At 67.7% G+C, this 18,575-nt stretch carries 19 protein-coding genes, 1 pseudogene and 1 riboswitch; of the genes and pseudogenes, 11 read left to right on the forward strand and 9 right to left on the reverse strand.

Features of this window, described 5'->3' with window-relative positions:
• Positions 1-126: 126 nt before the first annotated feature.
• A complete protein-coding gene (locus tag ABD210_RS28740; protein ID WP_344115885.1) occupies positions 127-528 on the reverse strand; it encodes a sodium-independent anion transporter in 402 nt (133 codons plus the stop codon).
• Positions 529-622: 94 nt separating this feature from the next.
• A pseudogene (locus ABD210_RS32560) lies at positions 623-832 on the reverse strand (SulP family inorganic anion transporter); the annotation flags it as partial.
• A 98-nt stretch (positions 833-930) separates the two neighbouring features.
• Between ABD210_RS32560 and ABD210_RS28750 the strand changes: the two are divergent.
• The 6 genes from ABD210_RS28750 to ABD210_RS28775 all read left to right on the forward strand — a co-directional run bounded on the left by ABD210_RS28750 (position 931) and on the right by ABD210_RS28775 (position 6,431).
• Positions 931-1,548 (forward strand): ClpP family protease, encoded by a 618-nt coding sequence (locus tag ABD210_RS28750; protein WP_344115651.1) that lies wholly within the window; start codon positions 931-933, stop codon positions 1,546-1,548.
• Positions 1,545-2,186, forward strand: a complete 642-nt coding sequence (locus ABD210_RS28755) for a ClpP family protease (protein WP_344115653.1) — start codon at positions 1,545-1,547, stop codon at positions 2,184-2,186. The genes ABD210_RS28750 and ABD210_RS28755 overlap by 4 nt, the downstream gene beginning before the upstream one ends.
• A 232-nt stretch (positions 2,187-2,418) precedes the next feature.
• Complete coding sequence (locus tag ABD210_RS28760) at positions 2,419-3,156, forward strand: PIG-L deacetylase family protein (protein ID WP_344115654.1); 738 nt, start codon at positions 2,419-2,421, stop codon at positions 3,154-3,156.
• Positions 3,157-3,282: 126 nt separating this feature from the next.
• A complete protein-coding gene (locus ABD210_RS28765) occupies positions 3,283-4,650 on the forward strand; it encodes a MurT ligase domain-containing protein (RefSeq protein ID WP_344115656.1) in 1,368 nt (455 codons plus the stop codon).
• 2 nt (positions 4,651-4,652) lie between these two features.
• On the forward strand, positions 4,653-5,432 hold the full coding sequence (locus ABD210_RS28770) for a type 1 glutamine amidotransferase (protein ID WP_344115657.1): 780 nt from the start codon (positions 4,653-4,655) through the stop codon (positions 5,430-5,432).
• Positions 5,433-5,675: 243 nt separating this feature from the next.
• Entirely contained in the window at positions 5,676-6,431 is a 756-nt protein-coding gene (locus ABD210_RS28775; protein ID WP_344115658.1) for an alpha/beta fold hydrolase, read from the forward strand.
• 137 nt (positions 6,432-6,568) lie between these two features.
• On the opposite strand, the gene ABD210_RS28780 is transcribed toward ABD210_RS28775, so the two are convergent.
• From ABD210_RS28780 to ABD210_RS28790, 3 genes are all read right to left on the reverse strand, one after another.
• On the reverse strand, positions 6,569-7,891 hold the full coding sequence (locus ABD210_RS28780; RefSeq protein WP_344115659.1) for a C1 family peptidase: 1,323 nt from the start codon (positions 7,889-7,891) through the stop codon (positions 6,569-6,571).
• 162 nt (positions 7,892-8,053) lie between these two features.
• The gene (locus ABD210_RS28785; protein ID WP_344115661.1) at positions 8,054-8,695 is read right to left on the reverse strand and encodes a response regulator; all 642 of its coding nucleotides are present in this window, start codon (positions 8,693-8,695) and stop codon (positions 8,054-8,056) included.
• Positions 8,692-10,101, reverse strand: a complete 1,410-nt coding sequence (locus tag ABD210_RS28790; protein WP_344115663.1) for a PspC domain-containing protein — start codon at positions 10,099-10,101, stop codon at positions 8,692-8,694. Before ABD210_RS28790 ends, ABD210_RS28785 begins: the two co-directional genes overlap by 4 nt.
• Positions 10,102-10,305: 204 nt before the next feature.
• Here ABD210_RS28790 and ABD210_RS28795 point away from each other — a divergent pair, with 204 nt between their 5' ends.
• From ABD210_RS28795 to ABD210_RS28815, 5 genes are all read left to right on the forward strand, one after another.
• Positions 10,306-11,595: a PspC domain-containing protein gene (locus ABD210_RS28795; RefSeq protein WP_344115665.1), complete on the forward strand. Its 1,290-nt coding sequence runs from the start codon at positions 10,306-10,308 to the stop codon at positions 11,593-11,595.
• Positions 11,592-11,771 (forward strand): hypothetical protein, encoded by a 180-nt coding sequence (locus ABD210_RS28800; protein ID WP_344115666.1) that lies wholly within the window; start codon positions 11,592-11,594, stop codon positions 11,769-11,771. The genes ABD210_RS28795 and ABD210_RS28800 overlap by 4 nt, the downstream gene beginning before the upstream one ends.
• 140 nt (positions 11,772-11,911) lie before the next feature.
• Positions 11,912-12,112 (forward strand): cold-shock protein, encoded by a 201-nt coding sequence (locus ABD210_RS28805; protein WP_344115667.1) that lies wholly within the window; start codon positions 11,912-11,914, stop codon positions 12,110-12,112.
• A gap of 85 nt (positions 12,113-12,197) precedes the next feature.
• Positions 12,198-13,346 (forward strand): L-histidine N(alpha)-methyltransferase, encoded by a 1,149-nt coding sequence (locus tag ABD210_RS28810; RefSeq protein WP_344115668.1) that lies wholly within the window; start codon positions 12,198-12,200, stop codon positions 13,344-13,346.
• Positions 13,343-14,242, forward strand: coding sequence for a hypothetical protein (locus tag ABD210_RS28815; protein ID WP_344115669.1), 900 nt, complete (start codon positions 13,343-13,345; stop codon positions 14,240-14,242). The genes ABD210_RS28810 and ABD210_RS28815 overlap by 4 nt, the downstream gene beginning before the upstream one ends.
• A gap of 116 nt (positions 14,243-14,358) precedes the next feature.
• Here the strand turns inward: ABD210_RS28815 and ABD210_RS28820 are convergent, their stop codons facing one another.
• The 4 genes from ABD210_RS28820 to ABD210_RS28835 form a co-directional block, all read right to left on the reverse strand.
• Positions 14,359-15,447 carry a zinc-dependent alcohol dehydrogenase family protein gene (locus tag ABD210_RS28820; RefSeq protein ID WP_344115670.1) on the reverse strand — a complete coding sequence of 363 codons (1,089 nt, stop codon included), beginning with the start codon at positions 15,445-15,447 and terminating at the stop codon, positions 14,359-14,361.
• 67 nt (positions 15,448-15,514) lie between these two features.
• Complete coding sequence (locus ABD210_RS28825) at positions 15,515-15,793, reverse strand: ubiquitin-like small modifier protein 1 (protein WP_344115672.1); 279 nt, start codon at positions 15,791-15,793, stop codon at positions 15,515-15,517.
• Complete coding sequence (gene thrC, locus ABD210_RS28830; RefSeq protein ID WP_344115674.1) at positions 15,790-17,058, reverse strand: threonine synthase; 1,269 nt, start codon at positions 17,056-17,058, stop codon at positions 15,790-15,792. The genes ABD210_RS28825 and thrC overlap by 4 nt, the downstream gene beginning before the upstream one ends.
• A 13-nt stretch (positions 17,059-17,071) precedes the next feature.
• Positions 17,072-17,210: riboswitch (SAM riboswitch) on the reverse strand.
• An 80-nt stretch (positions 17,211-17,290) separates the two neighbouring features.
• Positions 17,291-18,562 (reverse strand): cation:proton antiporter, encoded by a 1,272-nt coding sequence (locus tag ABD210_RS28835; protein ID WP_344115675.1) that lies wholly within the window; start codon positions 18,560-18,562, stop codon positions 17,291-17,293.
• Positions 18,563-18,575: the final 13 nt, after the last annotated feature.

The following is an 18,575-nucleotide window of genomic DNA, read 5'->3' on the forward strand; positions in this document are numbered from 1 at the left end:
GGCGAGTCGCGGATCTGGAAGTCGTTGTTGCCGCCCAGCGCGGCAGGCACTGCAAGAGTGGGGACCTGGGACAGGTAGTCGGGGCCTTGAACACGTTATTTCATGTCCGCGGTCCCCGTTTGGTGTTCAAGGCCGCCGCTTCTCGTCTTCCCTGCCGCGATCGGTGGACTCGGCACGCCAACCCTCTTCGACGGACCCGAACTGACCGACGGCGAGACGCCGGCCCGTCTCCGACTGCTCTTCGCCCACACCGGGAGCGACGGGATGCTCTGGCTGCGGTACGAGGTCATCCATCCCGGTTAGTGGCCGGCGCCGAGCTTTCCGGCCAGGCGCTGGTGTCGTTCGGCGCTGGAGGCGTTCGGCGCTGGAGGCGTTCAGGCCGACGATCTCCACGGTCTTGCCGTACCGCGCGTACTTGGTGGTGATCGCATCCAGCGTCGCGACCGTCGACGCGTCCCAGATGTGCGATTCGCTCAGGTCGATCAGCACCCGACCGGGATCGTTGACATAGTCGAACTGGTAGACCAGATCGTTGCTGGAGGCAAAGAAAAGCTCGCCGGTGACCGCGTAACAGGCCGGTGATCACGTTGGAGGCGCCCTGACCCCACGCTTCCCGGGTCTTGACCGAGTGGGTGTCGGTGACATCGTCGACGAGCTTGGCCGTCATCAGGGATTCCAGCAGTCCGACCAGCGCCACCGCCACGGCGTACGGCGCGATGATGCGCAGGGTGTCGAGGCTCAGCGGTACGTTCGGCCAGAACAGCGACGGCAGGCTGTCCGGCAGTTTGCCCTCGTCGCCGACGGTCGGCACGGTGACTGACGTCAGCAACACGAACCCCGTGACGCCGGTGGGGGCAGGTCGCCTGTGAGCAGACCTGCTAGGAGCAGAAAGGCTGGGGTTGGCCGGTCGTGGTCGGACACGCTGGGGACATGTCCGATGAGAACAAGGTCCTACTGTTCAACGAGCAGTCCCGGCAGCAGTTGTTCCGGCAGCGGATCGTCGTACTGGACGGTCAGCTGAACGACGACAACGGCACGCTGCTCGCCACCCAGATCCTCACCCTCGCGGCCGAGGATGCCGATACCGACATCGCTTTGTGGATCCACTCGCTCGGCGGTTCGGTGCCGTCGATGCTCGCGATCCGGGACGTCATGCGGCTCGTGCCCTGCGATGTCTCGACGCTCACGCTGGGGCTGGCGTGTAGCGCCGGGCAGTTCCTGCTGTCCGCTGGTACGCCGGGGAAGAGGTTCGCGCTGGCACATGCGCGGGTCCTGATGCACCAGGGGTCGTCCGGGATCGGCGGGTCGGCGGTGGAGATCGAGATCCAGGCCAACGACCTGCGCCACATCAGGGACACGGTGCTGGGCCTGATCGCCGCGGATACCGGTCAACCGATCGAGACCGTGTACGAGGACTCGCTGCACGACCATTGGTACACGGCCGAGCAGGCCCTCGAGTACGGATTCATCGACCACATCGTCGATTCCTTCGACCAGGTCATGCCCCTCCAACCGGCCAAGGTGAGCGTGGGGGTAGTGGCCCGATGAGCAGCTACACCATCCCTAACGTCATCAGTCAGCACCCGCGGGGCGAACGCATCATGGACGTCTACTCGCACCTGCTGACCGAACGCGTCATCTACCTCGGTACTGCGATCGACGCCGGCGTCGCCAATGCGCTGATCGCCCAGCTGTTGCATCTCGAGGCTGACAAGCCGGATCAGGACATCAACCTCTATATCAACTGCGAGGGTGGTGACATGACCGCGATGCTGGCGATCTACGACACCATGCAGTTCATCCAGTCCCCTGTCGCGACCGTCTGCGTCGGACAAGCCATCGCTGCCGGCGCTGTTCTGCTGGCCGCCGGCGAGCGTGGTCGCCGCTCGGTCCTCCCACACGCCCGGGTCGTGCTGCATCAACCGGCGGCGCGCGGGCAGGGCGCCATCCCGGACCTGATCCTCCAGGCTGACGAACTGGTCCGGGTCCGGAGCCAGGTGGAGTCGATCCTCGCCGTCCACACCGGGCAGTCCGTGGAGCGGTTGCGGCACGACACCGACCGGGACCACGTGCTCACGGCCGACACGGCCCGCGAATACGGCATCGTCGACGAGGTGATCCAGCACCGCGCGCCCGCGGCCGTCTTCCAACACCCCGGATCCCACCCAACAGCCGCAACCGCCTGACACCGCTCGACCACCGCCGGCCCGGTACGTCGTACGGGCGGAGCGGACTCGTTGACTGTGACCGGGGCCACGTCGGGGGGACGAATGGGATCCGGAAGCGCCGGGTACCGCGCGGGACGCATCACCTTCCACGGTGTTTCGGACGCCGGGGCGTGTGCGGCCAGTGGGGCGGGCCGGGTCACGCTCCGGCGTCTTTGCGGTGGTGAGCGGTTAGGACACTAAGGTCACTGGCGTGAGCGTGCCCGTAGCGAATCCCCGCCCTGATGCCGAGATCGAGCGTGTACTGGCTGTTGTCGCGCATCCGGACGACATCGACTTCGGTGGCGCCGGGACCATCGCGCAGTGGACCCGCGCCGGGATCGAGGTCAGCTACTGCATCGTGACGGACGGCCAGGCCGGCGGGTTCGAGGCGGACCGCGACCGTGCGGAGATGCCGGCTGTTCGTCGCGCCGAGCAGACCACCGCGGCGAAGCACGTCGGTGTCCACGACCTGCATTTCCTCGGGTATGAGGACGGATCGGTCGAGCCCACCAGGGACCTCGTTCGCCGGCTCGTCCGGGTGATCCGTGAGGTCCGCCCGCAACGCCTGCTCGGCCAGTCACCCGAGCGCAACTGGTCCCGCCTGCGGGTATCGCACCCCGACCACCTCGCCACGGCCGAAGCCACGGTCCGCGCGTTCTACCCGGCGGCGGGCAACCCGTTCGCGTTCCCCGAGCTCGAGGCCGAGGGCCTGAAGGCCTGGGACGTCGGTGAGCTCTGGATGATGGAGCACCCGGAGGCCAACCACTACGTGGACGTCACCGACACCTTCGACCGCAAGCTCGCGGCCCTGATGTCGCACGCCAGCCAGCACCCCGACCCGGACGGCCTCCCGGCCAGGATCCGCCGCTGGATGACGCAGAGCGCCACCGCGGCAGGCTTCCCCGCCGACCACCTGGCCGAACCGTTCACTGTCATCCGCCTCAGCTGACCGAAATCCACGAGCGTAGACCTGGCCGACTGAGAAAACGCTGTGAAATAATGCAACGGAACACATATTCACGCATAACTGTGTAACCGCTGAGAATGTATTGACCACAGTCCTTACAATTTAGGTATGCATGAAACCGTAACCCTGGCGATTACCAAGTCGGCGGCCGCTCTGAGCCGGGCGCTTGGCCGTGGCGGGGGGCACGCACTGCCCGGGCTGATTGCTGAACGGATCGACCCGAAATTGATCCGTAAACTAGCTTCCAGATTGCCCCACGGCATTATTCTGGTGACCGGGACGAACGGCAAGACGACCAGCACCAAACTCATCGCCGCCGCCCTCGAAGCCAGCGGTGAACGGGTGCTCACGAACAGTACCGGTTCCAACCTCGTGCGCGGCGTCACCTCGGCGCTGATCAGGGCAGCGGACATCCACGGCACCATCGACGCGACCATCGGCCTGTTCGAGGTGGACGAGGCGAACCTGCGACTGGTCGCACCGGACTTGCAGCCTCAGCACATCGTGGTGCTGAACCTGTTCCGCGACCAGTTGGACCGGTACGGCGAACTGGACACGACCGCGGCCATGATCGGGCAGGGAATCGCCGCGACGAAGGCGAAGGTCTACCTGAACGCGGACGACGCACTGGTGGCGAGCCTGGCCCGCTACGCGGCGTCGCCGGACCTGGTGAGCTACTTCGGGATCGAGGAACTGCCTTTGAAGGCGCCGACCCCTCATCAGGCGGCGACCGATTCGGACCGGTGTCCACTGTGCGGTGAGCGAATGAAGTTCAGCCAGGTGTTCTACAGCCATCTCGGGCACTACGAATGCCCGACCGGGGACTATTCGAGGCCACAGCCGGATGTCTCGATCGCCCACGTCGACGGCGCCGATCTGGAAGGGGCTCGATTCGAGGTCGCGATCGGCGGAAAGCGCAGCGAGGTGAGTTTCTCGCTGCCCGGCACCTACAACTTGTATAACGCCCTGGCCGCTATCAGCCTGACGGCCGGGCTGGGCATCGAGCAATCCGTCACGGCGAAGACACTGGAGACGACCGAGGCAGCTTTCGGGCGGCTGGAAAAGGTGCGGCTTGACGGCAGAACGTTGTATGTGCTGCTCATCAAGAACCCGGTCGGATTCACCCAGGTGCTGGACACGTTCTTGATCGGCCGGCCGAACCTGCGGGTGCTGATGGCGGTGAATGACCTGGCTGCGGACAGCCGCGACGTCTCCTGGCTGTGGGACGTGCCGCTGGAAGCCCTTGCCCAGAGTCGACCCAAGGTCATCACGGCCGGCACCAGGGGCGCCGACGTGGCCCTCAGACTTCACTACGCCGGCACGGAGGCCGAAGTCGCGACAAGCCTGGAGGACGCCGTGACGGAACTGGTCCGGGATACGCCGCCGGGCGGCGGCGCCTATATCCTGCCGACCTACACCGCGATGCTGCAGATACGCAAACTGCTGGCCAGGCGCACGCAATTGCAGGACGTGTGAAAATGACAAAGCTCAGGATCGCGCATTTGTATCCGCGTGAATTGAACACGTATGGCGACCTCGGCAATATCATCACGCTGGTGAAGCGACTGGAGTGGCGCGGTTACGAGGCCGAGGTGCTGAATGTGGAGCGCGGTGAGCCTTTCGACTTTTCCGGCGCCGACCTCGTTTTCGGCGGCGGCGGGCAGGATTCCGTCCAGGTGGCGATGGGAGAAGATCTGTGCCGGCGCGGCGAGGAGCTCCGGCAATTGGTGTCGGACGGCGTTCCGATGTTGCTGATCTGCGGCAGCTATCAACTGTTCGGCCGGGCATTCACGACGGTCGCCCGGCGGGTGGTGCCCGGGATCGGCGTCTTCGGAGCCGAGACTACCGGCAGTAGCAGGAGATTGGTCGGCAACATCGCGGTGGACAGCCCCTTCGGGCGCCTGATCGGATTCGAGAACCACTCCGGCGAGACGGTCCTGGAGCCGGGGCAGGCGGCCCTGGGCACGGTCCGGATGGGTTTCGGGAACAACTCGACCAGCGGCAAGGAAGGGGCGATCTCGGGCAACGCCATCGGCACCTACATGCACGGCCCGCTGCTACCCAAGAACCCCGCACTCGCGGACCATCTCCTGCTGTCGGCCCTGAGCCGACGCCACGGGGTGGAGGAACTCGAACCGCTGAACGACGAACTGGAGCACCTGACAGCCCGAGTAGCCGCCAGCCGCCCCCGCGGCCCCAGCGGACGCGGCCCAGCGGCGCTGCATCGCCCTAACCGCCTTCACCACACCGCCTCATAGCGAGATCATGGGTCAACGGGAACCAATCGCCACCCGCCCAGTTCGCCGTTGATGTGACCGCAGACAGCCACTGCGTCACTGCCCCGTTCATCGAGTGTGCGGACCTGGTTGCCTGTAAACGTTTACAGGCAACCAGGTCCGCACAGTCGCGGGCACAGCCGGCACAGTTGCTGATTCAGGAGGGCGGAGAAGGGTGTGGACAAAGGATTTGCGGGGGGTGGCCGGAGGGGTCACCCTTCTGGGATGACGATCTTTCATCGGGTGGTTGGGGATGGGCCCGCGGTGCTGCTGGTGCACGCGGGGGTTGCCGACGGACGGATGTGGGACCGTCAGATCGAGGATCTGAGCCGGGACCATCGGGTGATCGCCCCGGATCTGCGGGGGTTCGGCGAGACGCCGCTCGAGGTGGCCGAGAAGTACTCGGACGCAGGAGATCTGCTGGACCTGCTGGACGAGTTGCGGCTGGACAACGTGGCGGTGGTCGGCGCGTCGTACGGGGCGAACGTCGTCCTGCAGGCGGCGAGCAGGGCGCCGGAGCGATTCAGCCGGCTGGTGCTGATCGCGCCGCCGGTGTTCACGGTGGAACGGACCCCCGACTTGAAGGCGTTCGGCGCGGAGGAGGACCGCCTGCTGGAGGCGGGTGATGTGGACGGCGCGACCGAAGCGAACGTGCGGACCTGGCTCGGGCCGGAGGCGGACGACGAGGCCCGCGAACTCCTTCGGGTGATGCAGAAGCGGGCGTTCGAGATCCAGTTGGCCGCCGGGGACGACGTGGAGAACGAGGACTACGAAGTACGGCCCGAGCTGCTCACGATGCCGGTGAAGTTGTTCACCGGGGCTCATGATCTGCAGTTCTTCCGCGACTCGGCCGCCTACCTCGTGGAAGCACTGCCTTCCGTCGAACACGTGGAACTCGCCTGGGCCGGGCACCTCCCGACCCTCGAACGCCCCGCGGACGGGATCGAACTGGTCCGCACCGCACTCACCGCGGACGCCTGACCCCCGGCGCTCAGCCCGCAGTACGGGCTGCCGCCAAACCCACCGTCGCAACCACCGTCGGCAACTGCTGTGAGGCCCCTGGACGTGACGAAGGACCCCAGGCCATGCGGGCCTGGGGTCCTTGAGCGAAAGCGAGGTCAGTCGGCGAGGGCGCCCATCGGGTCCCAGGCGGGGAGGACGATCGGGGCGTCGTCGAGGCGGGCCTGCAGGTCCGCGGGCAGCGCGGACCGGCGGACGGCGATCTCGAAGACGTGCTCGCCGAACCACGAGTCGTTCATGGTCCAGAAGCCGTTGTCGGCCTTCTCGTCACCCCAGCTGTTCTCGACCCGCCAGCGGCGCGGCTTGCCGTCGACCAGGTCGACACCGGTGAAGAGCATCGCGTGCGTCATCAGCGTCTCGTGGTGCAGCAGGCGCTCGGCCTTGCTGAGCGAGAACTCGGTGTCGTAGACGGAGCCGTAGTCGTACAGCTTGGCGTCCCAGAAGCCGAGGTCAGCGTTCATCTGCTTGCCGACATCGCAGCCGAACCAGACCGGCTCGCCACCGACGATGGCGTCCTGGGCGAGCTGCTTCATCAGGTCGATCTCGACGTTCAGGTAGACCACCGGCGGCGCGTCGATGACGTTGCCCAGGTAGTCGACGGTGAAGGTCTTGCCGGTCGGGCTGGACGCACGCGGGTCGTGCACGATGCAGACATACTCGTCGACCGGCAGCGTGACGTACTCCGCGGCGAAGTCGGCCGGGGTGGTCCAGCCGTCGCGGTGGAAGCCCTTGTCGCTGTCCTTCCACTGCCACAGGAACTTCTGCGGCGGCGTGCCGAGGTGGATGCTCAGCACCCGGTGGATGCCGGTCAGCAGCTCCTGCTTGTGGGCGCGCTGGGCCTCGACGCCGTCGAGCTTGCGCAGGTCGCGGGCGCCCTGGCGGAGCAGCTTGCGCAGGGTGTCGTTCATCTGGGCGGTCGCCGAGGAGCTCTCGGTCTCCGGCATCGCGGTCTTCGGCACCAGACCGTGCTTGCGGACCAGCGCGACGAACATGTTCCACTGGCCGCCGTCACCGATCGGGTCGGACAGCAGGTGTGCCACCGTCCGGTCGTCGACGTCGCGGTCGGCGGTCTCGATGATCGCCTCGAGGAAGAAGTTGGCCCGCTCGAACTTGTCCCAGAACAGCAGGTAGTTCTGGGAGAACTCGAAGTCCTTGACGCCGAGCTTCTCGGCGGCGCCGGCCCGGAGCAGGTTCAGCCCGGCGAAGAGCCAGCACCGGCCGCTCTTCTTCTGGTTCGTGACCTTCCAGTCGTCGAGCAGGTTCGACACCGAATGGTCGATCCCGGTCACGACCTGGCGGTCCAGAGCGATCGTATTGATCGGCGTCTGCGTGACGGCGTTCTGCATCACCCGGTATGACGGGTGCGCTGCGAACTCCTTCTCGAAGAGCTCGAGTTGTTCGGCTGTGAGATTCCGCTCCATAGGAGACGACGGTATAACAGCGCCAAAGCTGTCTGCGCCTCTGTCTGCGTGGCGAATGTGTGACCTGTCCACAACCCGCCACTCCCAGCCGCTCGCCACCCCCCCGCCTTCCGCTGACCGGAAGGCGGGCCCGTCAGCCGAGTTGGTTCTGAGGCGGTCGGGTCAGACCAGGCGGCGGTCGGTGGCCCAGCGGGTCAGTTCGTGGCGGTTGGAGAGCTGGAGCTTGCGGAGCACGCTGGAGACGTGCGTCTCAACCGTCTTCACGGAGATGAACAGCTCGCGCGCCACTTCCTTGTAGGCGTAGCCGCGGGCGATCAGGCGCAGCACCTCGCGCTCGCGCTGGGACAGCCGGTCCAGGTCCTCGTCCACCGAGGCGATGTCGATCGCACCCGAGAACGCGTCCAGGACGAACCCGGCCAGCCGCGGTGAGAAGACCGCGTCGCCGTCGGCCACCCGGCCGATCGCGTCCACCAGTTCGGTGCCGCTGATGTTCTTGGTGACGTAACCGCGGGCACCGGCGCGGATCACGCCGATGACGTCCTCGGCCGCATCCGACACCGACAGCGCCAGGAACTTCACCTCGGGGTGCCGCTGGTGCACCTGCTTCATCACCTCGGTGCCACCGCCGCCGGGCAGGTGCACGTCCAGCAGCACGACATCCGGTTCGCCCGCGATGATCGCCTTCACGGCCGTGTCGACATCGGAGCCTTCGCCCACGATCTCGACCGCGGTACCGATCTCGCTGCGCACGCCGGCCCGGAACATGTCGTGGTCGTCCACCACGACCACTCGCCTCTGTGTCATCTGTCCATCTCCAGTCGCACTTCGGTGCCTGTTTCCGGGTTCGACCGAACTGTTGCGCGGCCGCCGTGCCGTTCCATCCTGCCCATCACGCTGTGCCGCAGTCCGAGCCGGTCCTCGGGCACACCGTCGGTGTCGAAGCCCTTGCCGCGGTCCCGGACGAACATCTCGGCCCGGTCCCCGTCGACCTCGACGAACACATCGATCTTGTCAGCTCCGGAGTGTTTCGCGGCGTTGACCATCGACTCGCGAGCCGCGCGGACCATCGCCGACAACCCCTCGGTCAGCTCGCAGTCCCCGACGGTCACCACCTCGACCGGGACGCCGTGGGAATCCTCGACCTCGGCCGCCGCCCGCTTCGCCGCACCGGCCAGGGTCTTGTCCGTGTCGTCGTCCTCGTCGTACAACCAGGACCGCAGATCGCGCTCCTGCGACCTGGCCAGCCGTACTACGGCTCGCGGGTCGTTCGCCTGCTTCTGGATCAACGCCAGCGTCTGCAGCACCGAGTCATGCAGGTGGGCCGCCATGTCAGCGCGCTCCTGGGACCGGATGCGCTCGCCGCGTTCCGCATTGAGGTCCCGGCTCAGCCGGTGCACCCAGGGCCCCGCGATCACGCCCAGCCCGACCACGGCGAGCAGCAGAGCAACCAGTACGTCCCCGACCATCGACAGCCGGTTGTTCTGCACCAGGAACACCGTCACGGCGGTCCCCATCAGGATCAGGCCGACGGCCACCCGGATGATCGACTTCAGCCCGCCCTTGCCGAACAGCACACCCAACGTGGGCGCCTTGTTGGTCCAGGCAGCCTTCTGGCCCTCGTCAGCCTGCCGCCAGATCAGCGCAAGACCAGTCCCGGCGAACACCAGCGGCCAGAACATCTTCCCGGCGATCCCGAGCCCGGCCACCTGGAGCAGCAGCAGCGCACCGATGCCGACGACGACCAGAGCCGTCACCTGGCCGCGGTTCTTCTCTCGCCTGCGCGCCTTGGCCTCGGTCAACGGCGGCGGCTGATCCGACCGGAGTCCGCCGCGGGTATGCGCGGCCAGACCAGGTGCAGCCGGCACGGTCGGAGCCGCCAGCGGCATCAGGAACCACAGCGCCGCATAGATCAGTACGCCGAACCCGCCGAACACCGTGGCAGCAATGAACACCAGCCGTACGACGGTGTCGGACACGCCCAGGTGGTCCGCGACGCCACCGGCCACTCCGCTGATCACCCGTCCCTCGGCGCGGCGGTAGGCCCGGCGTACGGGAGGTGGTTCGTAGGAGGTCGCCTGCTGCTGACCTGGTTGCCCCGGCTGCCCTGGCGGACCCGGCCGCCCCGGCTGGGTCGGGCCGTGCGGACCCGCGGAGGGGTTCCCAGGGATCGGGGACCCGCCCGTGGGCGCGGCAGCAGCTGGTTGAGTCATCTCCACGATCGTCACACGCGGACAGGGCCGACACCAGCAGGCTTGTCCCGGGCCGTCACCTCACCGCCGGTTCACAGCGCTCAGGGTCTGGCCGGGGAGAACCCCTAGCCGACCGCAGCCCTGTCCGCTGTACCGGCCCGACCGGGGGTCACCAGAGGGGGATCCCCGATGTGCGAGCGGCTGGTTCGGGACACTATCGGTGTCATGGAGCAGAACTCGAGCGGCCAAGGACCGGCCGATGGCTTCGACCCCACGCCTCTGCGCGATGTGCAGAGCTGGCGCCGAAGCCGGTCCGACCGGATGGTGGCCGGTGTCTGCGGCGGGATCGCCCGCGCGCTGAACATCGACCCGGTGCTGGTCCGGGTGGTGATGGCCGTCCTGGTCCTCAGTGGTCCCGGACTGCTTTTCTATGCGGCCGCCTGGATGCTGATGCCCGACGAGGGCTCCGACCGCTCGGCCGCCCAGAGCCTGCTCGGTGACCGCGTCCGGCCCGACCACCCGTGGATGTGGCCGATCGTCATCGGCATCTGTGTGTTCGGCGCGATCGCGATGATGTCCTCCTTCAACTTCGGCAAGCTCGTGCCCGGGCCGCTGGTGGTGCTCGGCCTGCTGTGGCTGTTCGTGTTCCGCCGCAAGGGCACGAACTGGACGGGCCGGGCCTCCCGCCCGCAGGACACGCCCACCGCGCCCGCGTACCCGCCGGCTTCCGGGCCCGCGTCCTCCCCGGCCGGCCCGCCACCTCCCCCGGCGGGTCCGTCGTCCTCGGCCACACAGCGCCCCCAGGACCGCACCGTCGAGCCGGTCCGAGCTGTGTGGACCGAGGACGACCCCTTGGGCCTGTACGTCGACGAGCCATCCGGCCCGGCGCCGAGCACCACCGCACCGGCAGCTCCTCCCTGCAAGGGCTACCGCGGCGTGAAGCCGGCGATCGTCCTCCTGACCGGGATCGCCATCGCGATCGCCGCTGCCGCCGGTGCCCCGACCACGCTCATGTTGGCGATCGGCCTGGCCACGCTCGGCCTGGGGATGCTGGTCGGCGGGTTCCTCGGCCGGACCCTCGGACTGCTACCGCTCGGCATCCTGCTCGCTCTCGGCGTCGCCGCGAGCACCCTCTTCCCGACGATCCCGCGCCACTTCGTCGACACGACCGTCGTCGCCACCCCGGCCACCCAGCTCACCGCCACCAGTACGCCGTACACGTTCGACGCGGGGTCCGTGCATCTGGACCTGACCAAGGCGACCTTCGCCCCCGGCGCCAAGGTGGTCGTCGACGGCGGCGCCGGCGATGTCATCGTCACGCTTCCGCCGAACGTCGACGTGACCGGCATCGTGAGCGCCGAGCTGGGCGACGTGGCCGTCTTGAACCAGCAGAAGGACGGGCATAATGCGAGCGTGTCCCTGAACGACCTGGGTGCCGACGGCAAGGCCGGACCGTCGAGCGTCGTCCTCGACCTGAAGCTCAAGCTCGGCAGCATCAAGGTGGAGCGCGGATGAGGAAGCCCAAGCCCGACGTACCAGGCGTCATCGCCGGCACCGTGATGGTGGGCACCGCGACGATCTGGATCCTGAACGACAACGGCATCATCCAGACCGACGACCTCGGCCTGACCGGCGCGCTGCTGCTGGTGGCCGCCGGCATCGTCGGCCTGGGCGCCTCACACCGCAGCTGACCTCCCTGGCCGGCTGTCGACGTCGACCGTCGCTGAGGAGCGACCGAGGCTGGGCTAGGCTTGTTGATCGCTCCGGTGGTTGCCAGGGCACCCGAGGGATCCGGGTGAAGCGGGTCCCGTTGAAGGTCACAGGAGTTCCGATGGTGCGCGGCACCGTGAAGTGGTTCAACGCCGACAAGGGCTACGGCTTCCTCGCCGTCGACGGCCAGGACGATGTCTTCGTCCACTGGAGCAAGATCGTCTCGGACGGCTACAAGACCCTCGAGGACGGCCAGCAGGTCGAGTTCGAGGTGGTGGACGGCCCGAAGGGGCGCGAGGCCGATTCCGTGCAGGCGATCTGAGGTTTCCGACTCGGGATCGCTTTTCCGGACTGCGCGGAGAGTGGGCAACCGATAACCTGACCACTCACCGTGGGAGGGGTAGGACGTGACCGAGCCGGTTCATGTGATCAGGAAGCTCGAGCAGGCGCTCGCGGACGACGACTTCGCCTGGTCCCTGCTGCTGGTCGGTGAGGACCAGACCGACAAGCTCGCCACCCTGACCGGCGACCTGCGCGGTTCGTTCTCGACCAGTGGCGAAGGCAAGCAGATCACCTCCGGCTTCTCCTACTGGGGCATCGGCCCGACCATCGCCTGGGCGAACGCCACCAACGACCCGTTCTACCTGGTCATGAAGGCCGGCACCGAGTCGTTCCTGCGGCACTGGCGCAAGGTGAAACCGCATGTGGACAAGGGCGGATTCCACCTGGTCAGCCTCGGCATCGGCACCGGGGTCAAGGACCGCACGATCCTGGAGGACCTTCGGCGCGACAACCGGGACATGTTCTACATCCCGGTCGACATGAGCTCGGAGATGCTCCGGATGGGCACCCTGGAACCGGTGCGCGGGGCAAGGTTCCCGATGGCGCAGGTGCTGCCGGTGCAGCTGGACTTCTCCATCGCGGACAACATGATCGAGCTGGCCCAGATGCTGACCAGGTTGGTCGGCGGCGAGCCGCTGCTCTACACGCTGACGGGCAACACCCTGGCGAACTTCGACAACGACGAAGAGCTGCTCGAGGTGATCACCCACGTCCTGCGCCCGCAGGACCGGCTGCTGCTGGAGGTGGCGAGCACTACGCGGCTGGACGACGAGACCGCGAAGGCGGCCGCGGACGAGTATCACCAGACACGGGCGTTCGCGGAGTTCGTCACCAGCGCGCTGCGGTACAACACCGATCTGAAGATCGACAACGAGCGGGTCAAGTTCATCGGCGAGGTCGAGGACGACGACGCGCTGCTGGTCAAGATCCTCTGGCAGAACGACACCGACGAGCAGATCCGCATGGGTCTCCCGGACCACACCGAGGTGCTGCTGCCGGTCGGCGACACGATCCGCCTCTACACGACCAGGAAGTACTCCACCACGCGGCTGAAGAAGCTCACCACCGCGTGCAACCTCACCCCGGTCGAGGCGATCCAGTCGCAGTTCCGCTACACCCGCCGGCCCAACCCCTTCGGCCTGGAGCTCCTGCTGCTGGCCCCGGCATCAGCCAACGCCGCCCACACCCTGGCTGACGACATCTGGTCGCAATGACCCCATCCGGTACGCCGGACTTCCCCGGCCCGCTTGATCCCCGGCGCTCGGCCGACAGGATGCCCGGCGAGCCGGACGATCCAGCCGCGGATGAGGTCGGACACCTCGCCGCAGATGAGGTCGGGGACGTTGCCGGGGATATCGCCGGGCGCCTTGCCGGCCAGGCCGCGGCAGACCCGGCCGGGGGTGCGGCCGGCGACCTCGCCGGGGATCGCCCGACGGAACAGGTGAGGCGGCAGCGGTTGTTGGCGCGGGCTCGGGTTCGGGTGCTCGCGCGACTGCGCGTGTTGACGAAGGCGCTGCGGTCCTCCACGGGGAACGCGGGCTGGGCCGCGTACCGGCGTACGGTCGTGACGGCTGTCAGCTACGGGTTGCTGGCGTTGGCCTTCGTGCTCGGCGTGATCTGGTTCATCTGGCCCGGCAACAGCCGATGGGAGCCGGCGGTGAACTCGCTGACATTGGTCGCGGGGCTCACCGGCATCTTCGTGGAACGCCTGACCGCCGAAGCCGAGCGGCGGAACGAGATCCTCCGCGCGGTCGCGGACGAACTGCAGGAGAACACCCGGCTGCTCTCCGACGAGAGGTTCTCCCCGAACCAGTCGAACCACCGGCAGGTGTACCCGCGGCTGGTGGTCTCGGCGGTCGACCTCGCGCTGGTGTCGGGCGCGCTCGGTCGGCACCGCGACGCCGAACTGGTCGGACTGCTCCATCGCTGGCGTGACACGGTCCACCTGTTCAACCGTCGGCTCGACCTGACCGAGATCAGCACGTTCTCGAACACGATCTCCCCCGCCGAACTGGCCGCGTTCCACCGCGCCCTGCATCGCGAGAATTCTTACTTCGCCGCCACCCGCGAAATGCTCGAAGCCCTCCTCACCCGCCTCCCACCCCAGTAGACCCGGACCGCCGGCACTCACCAACGCTCATGAGTCGGGCGTCTCCACGCTCAGCACGCAGGCACACGCGCGGGTTAGTGAGTGTTGGCGGTCCGCTGGACGGGACGAGGAAGGCGTCAGGGGTGGATGACGGTGACGCCGGCGGGGGTTGCGGTGGTGAGGGCGGCCAGGGCGGCCGGGGCTTGCTCCAGGGTGATGCGGTTGGTGATCAGGTCGGCCGGATTGAGGTTGCCTGAGGCAACGAGATCGAGCATCTCGGGATACGCGTGGGCCGGCATGCCGTGGCTGCCGAGCCACTCGAGTTCCTGGCCGATCAGACGGGAGACGTCAAGCTGTACGCCTGACGGGAGCAGGCCGACCTGCAGGTGACGCCCGCGTGGGCGAAGCGAGCGCAACGCCTGCTGGACAAGCTCGTTCGAGCCCAGCGCATCCATCGTCACCTGAGCCCCGCCGCCGGTCAGGTCGAGGATCTCCCGCACCACGTCGGGCGATGCCTGCCCTGCATCAGCGGCGCCATACGTCGATGCGTGCCCTGTATCAGCGGCGCCATACGTCGATGCCTGCACTGTGTGGGCGGCGCCATACGTGCGGGCGAGCTTGAGCGCCTCGGGGTTGGTGTCTACCGCGATCACCCGGGCGTCGAGGGCAGCCGCGATCATCACCGCGGAGAGGCCGACACCACCGCAACCGAAGATCACCACGTTCTCCCCGGCGCGCACCTTGCCGACCTGGCGGATCGCGCGGAACGAGGTGGCGAAGCGGCATCCCAGTCCGGCGGCCGTGTCGAAGTCGAGGGACTCCGGGAGGCGGATCAGATTCACCTCGGCGTACGGCAGAGCGACGTACTCGGCGAAGGAGCCCCAGTAGTTGAAGCCGGGCTGCAACTGGTTGGGGCAGACCTGGTGGTTGCCCTCGCGGCACTGCTCGCAGGTGCCGCAGGCGCAGATGAACGGGGTGGTGACGCGATCGCCGACCTGCCAACCCGTGACGCCCGCGCCCACGGCGGCGATCGTGCCGGCAAGTTCGTGCCCTGGGACGTGCGGCAGGACGATGTCGGAGTCATGCCCCTGCCAGCCGTGCCAGTCACTACGGCAAAGACCGGTGGCCTCGACCTTGAGGACGACACCGCCGGCCTGCGGCTCCGGTGCGGCAACTTCCTGGACCGTGGGCAGGACGCCGTACTGCTCGATGACAATCGCGCGCATCCGGACATCCTGCCTGCTCGGCCGACCGGCCGCGAGATCACCCGCGGCCGGCGCTACGCAGTACGGGTCAGCAGCCGCCGGCGACGGCCGGGATGATCGAGACCTGGCCGCCGTCCTTGATGGAGGTCTGGAGGCCCTCGGCGAAGCGGACATCGTCGTTGTCCACGTACACGTTGACGAACCGGCGCAGCTCGCCGGAATCGTCCAGTACCCGGCCCTTGATCCCCGGGAACGACGTGTCGAGCGACTCCAGCACCTCGCTCAGGGTCGCCCCCTCGACGGAGACCTCGGACGCCCCCTGGGTGTAGGGCCGCAGGATGGTCGGGACGCGCACGCTCACACTCACTGCAGACCTGCCTTCACGAAGGCGTCGTACGACGCGGGGATGGTCACCTTCGGGCCGACCCGGTCGGCCACGGCGTCGAGCGTCTTCAGCCCGTCGCCGGAGTTGATGATCACCGTCTCGGCCTCGGGGTCCAGCTGGCCGGTCTCGATCAGCTTCTTCAGCGTCGCAACCGTCACCCCGCCCGCGGTCTCGGTGAAGATGCCCTCTGTCCGGGCGAGCAACTGGATGCCTTGGATGACCTCTTCGTCGCTGACGTCTTCGATCACTCCACCGGTACGCCGGGCGACGTCGAGCACATACGGCCCGTCGGCCGGGTTCCCGATCGCCAGCGACTTCGCGATGGTGTCCGGCTTGACCGGCTTCACCACGTCGTACCCGTCGCGGAACGCCTGCGCGACCGGCGAGCAACCGGTCGCCTGGGCGCCGTAGATCTTGTAGTCGGTCGCGTCGACGAGCCCGAGCTTGCCGAGTTCGGTGAAGCCCTTGTCGATCTTGGTCAGCTGCGAACCGGACGCGACCGGGATCACGACCTGCTGCGGGATCCGCCAGCCGAGCTGCTCGGCGATCTCGAAAGCGAGTGTCTTCGAACCCTCGGAGTAGTACGGACGGACGTTCACGTTCACGAACGCCCAGCCCTCCTCCTCGCCGGCGATCTCGGAGGCGAGCTTGTTCACGTCGTCGTAGTTGCCCTCGACGGCGACCAGCGTGCCGCCGTACACGGCGGTGGTGATCACCTTCGGGCGCTCGAGGTCGTGCGGGATGAAGACGACCGAGCGGATGCCGGCCCGGGCGGCGGCAGCGGCCACGGCGTTGGCCAGGTTGCCGGTGGAGGGACAGGCGAAGACCTTCATCCCGAGCTCGCGGGTGGCGCTCAGGGCGCTGGCGACCACGCGGTCCTTGAAGGAGTGGGTCGGGTTGCCCGAGTCGTCCTTGACCCACAGCTTGCGCAGGCCGAGCTCTCGGGCCAGGTTGCCGGCGTCGATCAGCCGGGTGTAGCCGGGTTCGGTGTTCGGGAAGCTGGCCACGTCCACCGGGACGGGCAGCAGCGGTTGGTAGCGCCAGATGTTCTTGGGTCCGGCCTCGATCTCTTCGCGGGTGATGGTCGGGAACTCGTACCCGACCTCCAGCGGACCGAAGCACTCCATACAGGCGTAGAACGGACCGAGTTCGGACTTCGCGCCACAGGCGCGACAGCTCAGGTGCGTTCCGTTGCCGAAGGCGCCTTCGCGGATGGTGTGGGCGGTCGGCGCGGTGCTCAGGCTCATGGCGGAGTTTCCCTCCTCATCTTCCCCGGACCGGATCTCGGTGCGGGACGGATTTGGCACCGTTCCGCCGCGAGCGCCTCGGATCGAGACGTCAACGGGGAGGGTTGCCGGGACTTCAACGGGCCGTTTCCCTCAGTCCCTCTGGATGAGCACTGACGAGGTTACCCAATCTCGTCCATATCGTGTCCTCCGATACCACCATCCGAGACACCGGATCTCAGCTCCGCCCGTACTACGAGACGCCGCGGTTGCTGCCGGCGCCCGAGCTTCCGCGGCGCAGGTCCAGCATCCGCATCAGCGGGGTCGCAGCCACGCCGTGGACGACCACGCTGAGGACGACGGTGAACGCGACGGTCGCCCACAACCACGGTAGATCGGCGCCGAAGTCCGGCCCGGCATAGGCGAGGTAATAGACCGACCCGACTCCCCGTACGCCGAACATCGCCGTGACCCATCGCTCGGATCGCCTCATCGGCGTTCCACTGAGTGAAACCCAGGCGGTCAGCGGCCGGATCACCAACACCAGCAGTACGCCGATCGCCGCGCCGGCCAGGGTCAACGGCTTCAGCAGCCCGCCGGTGATCGCGACACCGAGCAGCAGCAGGATCCCCCAGGTCAGGATGTGTTCGAGCTGCTCGACGAACCCGTGCAGCTCCTCGTGGAAGTCGTGACTGCGCTCAGCCGCCCGCAAGGTCAGCGCCGCCACGAACACGGCGATGAAGCCGTAGCCGTGCAGGACCTGCGCGATGCCGTAGACACCGAGCGTCATCGCGAGGGCCAGCACCGGTTCGCGCGAATCTGCCAGCCGGAAGCTCGGCAGCGGCGCGGAGAAGGCCATCCGGCCGAGCAACCACCCCGCACCGACTCCGACGGCAACCCCGATGACGGTTCTGCCGATGAGATCCCACGCCAGCCACTCCAGCGCCCAGCCGCCCACCGCGCCCTTGGTCGCGGCGAAGACCGCCGCGTAGACGAACGGGAACGCCAGGCCGTCGTTCAGGCCGGCCTCCGAGGTCAGCGCGAAGCGGACCTCGTCGTCCTCCTCCGGCTCGGCGCCCTCGCCGGTCGTCGGACCCTGAACTTGTACGTCGGACGCGAGCACCGGGTCGGTCGGGGCCAGGACGGCTCCGAGCAGCAGAGCCGTGGCAGGGGCCAGCCCCAGCAGCCAGCCGGCGCCTGCGACGGCGGCCACACAAGCGGGCATTGCAACCAGCAGGAGTCGCCAGGTCACCTTCCACCGGCGCCAGCCGATCGGGCGATCGATCGCCAGGCCGACACCCATCAGCGCGACCAGGATGGTCAGCTCGGCGAGGTGTTCGGTGAGAGCAGGCTCGGCGATCGGACTCAGCCTGCTCCGGTCGACCGCCAGCCCGAGCAGCAACCCCGCACCCAGGAAGGCGATCGGAGCGGAGATGGCGTAGCGGCGCAGCAGCCGGGGCAGGATCGCGCCGACCAGCAGGGCAGCACCGGCGACCAGGTAGAGGCCGTCCCCGTCGATCCGCACCCAGCCGACACTA

The organism is Kribbella alba, assembly GCF_039529635.1.
GTDB lineage: Bacteria > Actinomycetota > Actinomycetes > Propionibacteriales > Kribbellaceae > Kribbella > Kribbella alba.

Excerpts from the sequence above, each read along its gene's own strand:
- ABD210_RS28750 (WP_344115651.1), top strand. The coding sequence starts at position 931 with ATGTCCGATGAGAACAAGGTCCTACTGTTCAACGAGCAGTCCCGGCAG.
- ABD210_RS28755 (WP_344115653.1), top strand. The coding sequence starts at position 1,545 with ATGAGCAGCTACACCATCCCTAACGTCATCAGTCAGCACCCGCGGGGC.
- ABD210_RS28765 (WP_344115656.1), top strand. The coding sequence starts at position 3,283 with ATGCATGAAACCGTAACCCTGGCGATTACCAAGTCGGCGGCCGCTCTG.
- ABD210_RS28770 (WP_344115657.1), top strand. The coding sequence starts at position 4,653 with ATGACAAAGCTCAGGATCGCGCATTTGTATCCGCGTGAATTGAACACG.
- ABD210_RS28775 (WP_344115658.1), top strand. The coding sequence starts at position 5,676 with ATGACGATCTTTCATCGGGTGGTTGGGGATGGGCCCGCGGTGCTGCTG.
- ABD210_RS28780 (WP_344115659.1), bottom strand. The coding sequence starts at position 7,891 with ATGGAGCGGAATCTCACAGCCGAACAACTCGAGCTCTTCGAGAAGGAG.
- ABD210_RS28785 (WP_344115661.1), bottom strand. The coding sequence starts at position 8,695 with ATGACACAGAGGCGAGTGGTCGTGGTGGACGACCACGACATGTTCCGG.
- ABD210_RS28790 (WP_344115663.1), bottom strand. The coding sequence starts at position 10,101 with ATGACTCAACCAGCTGCTGCCGCGCCCACGGGCGGGTCCCCGATCCCT.
- ABD210_RS28795 (WP_344115665.1), top strand. The coding sequence starts at position 10,306 with ATGGAGCAGAACTCGAGCGGCCAAGGACCGGCCGATGGCTTCGACCCC.
- ABD210_RS28800 (WP_344115666.1), top strand. The coding sequence starts at position 11,592 with ATGAGGAAGCCCAAGCCCGACGTACCAGGCGTCATCGCCGGCACCGTG.
- ABD210_RS28805 (WP_344115667.1), top strand. The coding sequence starts at position 11,912 with ATGGTGCGCGGCACCGTGAAGTGGTTCAACGCCGACAAGGGCTACGGC.
- ABD210_RS28815 (WP_344115669.1), top strand. The coding sequence starts at position 13,343 with ATGACCCCATCCGGTACGCCGGACTTCCCCGGCCCGCTTGATCCCCGG.
- ABD210_RS28820 (WP_344115670.1), bottom strand. The coding sequence starts at position 15,447 with ATGCGCGCGATTGTCATCGAGCAGTACGGCGTCCTGCCCACGGTCCAG.
- thrC (WP_344115674.1), bottom strand. The coding sequence starts at position 17,058 with ATGAGCCTGAGCACCGCGCCGACCGCCCACACCATCCGCGAAGGCGCC.